Origin of the sequence: Bradyrhizobium uaiense, from assembly GCF_010811875.1 — a bacterium.
In the GTDB taxonomy this organism is placed as follows: domain Bacteria; phylum Pseudomonadota; class Alphaproteobacteria; order Rhizobiales; family Xanthobacteraceae; genus Bradyrhizobium; species Bradyrhizobium uaiense.
Genome location: NZ_VKHP01000615.1, coordinates 1 through 383, shown reverse-complemented (window position 1 = coordinate 383; position 383 = coordinate 1). Strand labels below are relative to the sequence as shown.

Genomic DNA, 383 nt, shown 5'->3' with positions numbered 1-383 from the left:
CGGCCAGGGCATCGAGTTCGACTATTGCTGCTGTCACGCCTGCTTCGCGCTCGAGGACGCCGGCTACGAAACCATCATGGTCAACTGCAATCCGGAGACGGTGTCGACCGACTACGACACCGCCAATCGGCTGTATTTCGAGCCGCTCACCGCCGAAGACGTGCTGGAGATCATCGCGACCGAGCGCAAGAACGGCACGCTGCACGGCGTGATCGTGCAGTTCGGCGGCCAGACCCCGCTGAAGCTTGCCCACGCGCTCGAAGCCGCCGACGTGCCGATCCTCGGCACCTCGCCTGACGCGATCGACCTCGCCGAGGACCGCGACCGCTTCAAGCGCGTGCTCGACAAGCTCCGTCTGAAGCAGCCGAAGAACGGCATCGCCT

1 protein-coding gene is annotated in these 383 nt (G+C 65.0%); it reads left to right on the top strand.

All coding sequences use genetic code 11. The features are described from left to right. A partial coding sequence (locus FNJ47_RS46750) for a carbamoyl phosphate synthase preATP-grasp domain-containing protein (RefSeq protein ID WP_488226110.1) occupies positions 1 to 383 on the top strand: 383 nt, incomplete at both ends.